This is a genomic window from Pelomonas sp. KK5 (genome assembly GCF_001984095.1).
Lineage (GTDB): Bacteria > Pseudomonadota > Gammaproteobacteria > Burkholderiales > Burkholderiaceae_C > KK5.
Map to the genome: position 1 here is coordinate 1 of NZ_LYVQ01000315.1, position 5736 is coordinate 5736.

3 protein-coding genes and 1 pseudogene are annotated in these 5736 nt (G+C 72.1%); all 4 read left to right on the forward strand.

The window, feature by feature from the left end; translation table 11 throughout:
* Positions 1-557: recombinase RecA (locus B0W88_RS33915; protein ID WP_233151885.1), on the forward strand; the 557-nt coding region annotated here is incomplete at its 5' end.
* A complete protein-coding gene (locus tag B0W88_RS29125) occupies positions 511-1839 on the forward strand; it encodes a DNA polymerase Y family protein (RefSeq protein ID WP_077038037.1) in 1329 nt (442 codons plus the stop codon). The genes B0W88_RS33915 and B0W88_RS29125, both read left to right, overlap by 47 nt.
* The gene (locus B0W88_RS29130) at positions 1836-5012 is read left to right on the forward strand and encodes an error-prone DNA polymerase (RefSeq protein WP_077038038.1); all 3177 of its coding nucleotides are present in this window, start codon (positions 1836-1838) and stop codon (positions 5010-5012) included. Before B0W88_RS29125 ends, B0W88_RS29130 begins: the two co-directional genes overlap by 4 nt.
* A 190-nt stretch (positions 5013-5202) precedes the next feature.
* Positions 5203-5736 (forward strand): annotated as a pseudogene (locus tag B0W88_RS29135) (UDP-glucuronosyltransferase); the annotation flags it as partial.

The following is a 5736-nucleotide window of genomic DNA, read 5'->3' on the forward strand; positions in this document are numbered from 1 at the left end:
GCCGGGCCCTGGTCAGTGCAGGTAAGCCGTTATTGCTGCTGAACCCGCCGCATGTGCCGCATCTGCCGGGCCTGCTGGCCTGCGGCCTGGCGCCGCAGGATCTGGTCTGGATCGAGGCCGCCACGCCGCAGCAGCAGCTGTGGGCGGCCGAGCAGGCAATCAAGTCCAACGCGGCGGGCGCCATCATCGCCTGGCTGCCGCAGGCCCGGCCCGAGCAGATCCGCCGGCTGCAGACGCACGCGCTGGCCGCCGAGTCGCCGATCTTCGTGCTGCGGCCGCTGACGCTGGCGCAGCAGCAGTCCTCGGCGGCGCCGCTGCGACTGGCGGTCGAGACGGGCGACGGCTGGGCCCTCAGCCTGCGCATCCTCAAGCGCCGCGGGCCGGTGTTCGAGGGCCGGCTGGACCTCCTCGCCATGCCCACCGACCTGGCCCGCGCGCTCTCGCCGCGGATGCTGCAGGCCAGGCCGGCCGGCCCGCATCCCTTTCCTCCCACCGTGGAGCCCCGCCGCCATGCACTGGCTCGCGCTGCTTCTCACCAGCCCGCCGCCCACGGATGAGGACGGGGAGCGAACCGCAGCACGTCAACAGGCCCTGGCCTGGTGGGCGCTGCAGTTCTCCCCCCGCGTCGCCCGGCTGGAGGAGTCCGTGGTGCTGGAGGTGCAGGCCAGCCTGAAGCTGTTCGGCGGGGCGGCGGCGTTGCACCGGCGCATCTGGCGCGGCGCGCGGGAGGCCGGGCTGGCATTGAGCGGCATCGCCTGGGCGCCGACCTCGCTGGGTGCGCTGGCGCTGGCGCGCGGCGGCGTCGTGCGCGACGGGCTCTCGCAGCCGCTGGCGCCGCTGCTCGACGCGCTGCCGCTGCACACGCTGAGCGCCGTCCAGGCTCATGCGCCGATGCTGCAGCGGCTGGGCTGCCGCACGCTGGGCGAGGTGCGGCGGCTGCCGCGCGGCGCGTCCGCCAAGCGCTTCGACCCGGCCCTGCTGCTGGCGCTGGACCGCGCGCACGGCCACATCGCGCAGGCCCATCAGTGGGAGGTGGCACCCGAGACCTTCGCGGCCCGGCTGGAACTGCCCCACCGGATCGAACACGCGCCCGTGCTGCTGCATCACGCCCAGCACCTGCTGACCCGGCTCTGCGCCTGGCTGGCCGCGCGCCATGCCGGCATCCGGGCGCTGACGCTGCACTGGCAGCACGACGCGATGCGCGCCCGCGACGTCGATGCCCGCGGCAGCCTCTCCTGGCGCACGGCCGAGACCACGCGCGATTTCGGCCACCTGTCGCGCCTGCTGGCCGAGCACCTGGCGCGCATCGAGCTGGCCGCGCCGGTCGACGAGATCAGCCTCGCCGCCGACGAGGTGATGCCGCTCACCGAAGGCAGCCTGAGCCTGCTGCCGGCCTCGCCCGACCAGGCGAAGGAGCCGCTGCCGCAATTGCTGGAGCGCATCGCGGTGCGGCTGGGGCCCGAGAGCGTGCGGGTCGGCCGCCTGCACGAGGACCACCGCCCCGAACACATGCAGCGCTGGGACTCCTGGCCCGGCCCGCCACGGCCCCGGGTGCCGGCCCGGGTAGCCGCCTATCCGCAACCGAACTGGCTGCTGGACCCGCCGCTGCGCCTGGAGCAGCGGCGCGAGCAGCCGCTGTTCTGCGGCCCGCTGCAGCGCGTGGCCGGGCCGCAGCGCATCGAGGAAGGCTGGTGGCAGCCCGGCGAGGACGGCAGCAATTCCCATGTGCAGCGCGACTACTTCGTCTACCGCAGCGAGCAGGCGGGGCTGCTGTGGGTGTACCAGCAGCGGCTGTCGAAGGACGAGCACGGCTGGTTCCTGCATGGGGTGTACGCATGATCCCCACCTACGCCGAATTGCATTGCCTGAGCGCCTTCTCGTTCCTGCGCGGGGCCTCGGAACCGGCCGAGCTGTTCGCCCGCGCCGCCGAGCTCGGCTACGCCGCGCTGGCCATCACCGACGAATGCTCGCTGGCCGGCGTCGTGCGGGCCTACGCGCAGGGCGAGCGCATGCGCCGCGAGCACAAGGAGCTGCACGGAGAGGACAGCGAGCCGGTGCTGCCCCAGCTGCTGATCGGCAGCGAGTTCCTTGTGCGCGACGAGGCGGACCAGCCGCTGTTCAAGCTGGTCGCGCTGGCGCAGAACTCGAACGGCTACGGCAACCTCTGCCAGTTCATCACCCGGCTGCGCTGCAGCGCGCCCAAGGGCACCTACCGGCTGCGCTGGTCCGACATCCGCCCGGCCGAGCTCGACGACTGCCTGCTGCTGCTGGTGCCGCCGCGCGAGGCCGGTGACGAAGACCTGCTCGCACCGGCCCACTGGATGCTCAGGCACTTCATCGGCCGCAGCTGGATCGCCGTCGAGCTGCACGAAGACCTCGGCGACGAGCTCTGGCTGCACCGGATGCGCCAGCTCTCCGAGGCCACCGCGCTGCCGCTGGTGGCCGCCGGCGACGTCCACATGCACCTGCGCTCGCGCAAAGCGCTGCAGGACGTGATGACCGCCACCCGCCTGGGCAAGCCGATCGCGGCCTGCGGCTTCGACCTGCAGCCCAATGCCGAGCGGCACCTGCGCAGCCGGCTGCGGCTGGCCCAGGCCTACCCGCCGGACCTGCTGGCGCAGACGCTGGTGGTGGCCGCCCTGTGCAGATTCAAGCTCAGCGAGATCCAGTACCAGTACCCCAGCGAAGTGGTGCCTGCCGGCCGCACGCCGGCCGCCCACCTGCGCGCGCTGACCTATGAGGGCATGGGCAAGCGCTGGCCCGCCGGCGTGCCCGACGAGTGGCGGGAGCGCATCGACTACGAGCTCGCGCTGATCGAGGAACTGAAGTACGAGCACTACTTCCTCACCGTCGCCGACATCGTGGCCCACGCCCGCTCGCTGGGCATCCTCTGCCAGGGCCGCGGCTCGGCGGCCAACAGCCTGGTCTGCTACTGCCTGCACATCAGCGCGGTGGACCCGGCCCGCAGCACGATGCTGTTCGAGCGCTTCATCAGCCGCGAGCGCAACGAGCCGCCGGACATCGACGTGGACTTCGAGCACGAGCGCCGCGAGGAGGTGATCCAGTACCTCTACGGCAAGTACGGCCGCGACCGCGCCGCGCTGACCGCCGTCGTCATCTGCTACCGCTCGCGCAGCGCGATCCGCGACGTAGGCAAGGCGCTGGGCATGGACGAGGCGGTCGTCGAGCGGCTGGCGCACGATCATCACCAGTGGTCCAGCGAATCGCTGCCCGAGGCCCGGCTGCAGGCGCTGCAGGCCGAACTGGGCCTGCCGGCCGACGACCTGAAGCTGCGCCAGCTGGTGCGCCTGTCGCGCCAGCTGATGGGCATGCCGCGGCATCTGAGCCAGCACGTGGGCGGCTTCGTGCTGACCGAGGGCCTGCTCTCTCGCCTGGTGCCGATCGAGGCCGCGACGATGGAGAAGCGCCATGTCGTCGAATGGGACAAGGACGACCTGGACACGCTGAAGCTGATGAAGGTGGACGTGCTGGCGCTGGGCATGCTGTCCTGCCTCAGGCGCAGCTTCGACTTCTACCGCCAGTGGCGCGGCAAGGAGCTGACGCTGGCCTCGGTACCCGAGGGCGACGAGCCGACCTACGACATGATCTGCCGCGCCGATACCGTCGGCGTGTTCCAGATCGAGTCGCGCGCGCAGATGTCGATGCTGCCGCGGCTGAAGCCACGCTGCTACTACGACCTGGTGATCGAGGTCGCCATCGTGCGGCCCGGCCCGATCGAGGGTGGCATGGTGCACCCGTACCTGAAGAACCGCGCCAAGCGGCCCGAAGACGTCGAGTACCCCAGCGAGGACTTGAAGGTCGCGCTGCAGCGCACCTGCGGCGTGCCGATCTTCCAGGAGCAGGTCATGCAGGTGGCCATGATCGCCGCCGGATTCAGCGCCGGCGAGGCCGATCAGCTGCGGCGCGCGATGGCAGCCTGGAAACGCCCCGGCGACCTGCAGCAGTTCCACCACAAGATCCTCGACGGCATGCGCGAACGCGGCTACTCGGAAAAGTTCGCCGCCGCGATCTTCGAGCAGATCAAGGGCTTCGCCTCCTACGGCTTCCCCGAGTCCCACGCCGCCAGCTTCGCGCTGCTGACCTACGTCTCCTGCTGGCTCAAGAAGCACGAGCCGGCCATCTTCCTCTGCGCACTGCTGAACTCGCAGCCGCTGGGCTTCTACTCGCCCAGCCAGCTGGTGCAGGACGCCCAGCGCCGCGGCAAGGTCGAGGTGCGGCCGGCCGACGTGAGCGTCAGCGAGGCGCTCAGCAGCCTGGAGCCACGCGACGGCCAGGACCAACCCGCCGTGCGCCTGGGCCTGCATCTCGTCAACGGGCTGGGCGATGCGGCGGCAAAGCGGATCGTGGCAGCACGCGAGGAGCGCCCCTTCACCGGCCCGCAAGACCTGGCCCTGCGCGCCGGCCTGGACCAGCGCGAGATGCAGCAGTTGGCCGCCGCCGATGCGCTGGCCAGCCTGGCCGGCCACCGCCGCCAGCAGGTCTGGCAGGCCAGCGCGCTGCGCGCGATGCCGCCGCTGCTGCACGGCGCCAGCCGCGATGATGAAGACCCGCTGGAACTGCCCGCCGCGCCCGAGAGCGAAGAGGTGCTGTGGGACTACGCCTCGCTGGGCCTGACGCTGCGCAGCCATCCAATGGCCATCCTGCGCGAGCGGCTGGCGGCCAAGGGCCTGCTCAGCGCCGCGCAGCTCGACCAATGGCCGCGCGGGCGGCTGGCCAAGACCTGCGGAATCGTCACCGTGCGCCAGCAGCCGCAGACGGCCAAGGGCACGATCTTCGTCTCGCTGGAGGACGAGACCGGCAATGTGCAGGTGATCGTCTGGCCTGCCGTCTTCGCCGAGTACCGCAGCACGCTGCTGGGCGCGCGGCTGCTGGCGGTCCAGGGCGTCTGGCAGCACGGCGACGGCGGCGTGAAGAACCTGCTGGCGCGCAAGTTGCACGACCTGACCCCGCTGCTCGGGCGGCTGGCGACCGAGAGTAGAAATTTCCGCTGAACACGCATCGAGCCGGATAGAGCCGGCATTCCGGGCCGAGCGCCGGGCCGCCCCAAGCCGGCCCACTGCAGTCAGTTGCGGGTCGATCCCGCAACTGACTGCGTCCCCTCGGGGGACCGACCAGGCTCGCCCGCGTCCAGCGCGGCGAGACTGGGCGAGGGGCTCCATCCCGACGTGCCATCATGCAGCGATGGCGAACTTCCTCTTCGGCTGGGAACTCGGCGCCGGCCTGGGCCACGTGGCGCGCATCAAGCCGCTGGCGCAGGCGATGCACCGGCGCGGCCACGGCTGCACGCTGGTGCTGCGCGACCTGGTGCAGCCCGCGGCCATCCTGCGCGAGCTGGCCGAGCTGCCGCGGCTGCAGGCGCCGTTCTGGCAGCACGAGACCCGCGGCCTGCCCCAACCGCAGGTGAGCCTGCCCGAGGTCCTGCTGGCCCAGGGCTATCTGATGGCCCCGCACCTGCAGGCCCTGGTCGAGGGCTGGCTGGCCGCCTTCCGGCTCGCCGGCACCGAGGCGCTGGTGGCCGACTACGCGCCCACCGCCGTGCTGGCCGCGCGCATCGCCGGCATCCCCAGCGCCACCATCGGCATCGGCTTCGCCCTGCCGCCCGACCAGCAACCGCTGCCCAGCTTCCGGCCCGAGCTGAACGCGCCGCAGGCGCGGCTCTTCGATGGCGAGGCGCGCGCGCTGGCCAGCGTCAATGCCGTGCTGGCCGCCCACGGC

Bases quoted from the DNA above. Each gene is read 5' to 3' on its own strand.
- B0W88_RS29125 (WP_077038037.1), top strand. From the start codon at position 511: ATGCACTGGCTCGCGCTGCTTCTCACCAGCCCGCCGCCCACGGATGAG.
- B0W88_RS29130 (WP_077038038.1), top strand. From the start codon at position 1,836: ATGATCCCCACCTACGCCGAATTGCATTGCCTGAGCGCCTTCTCGTTC.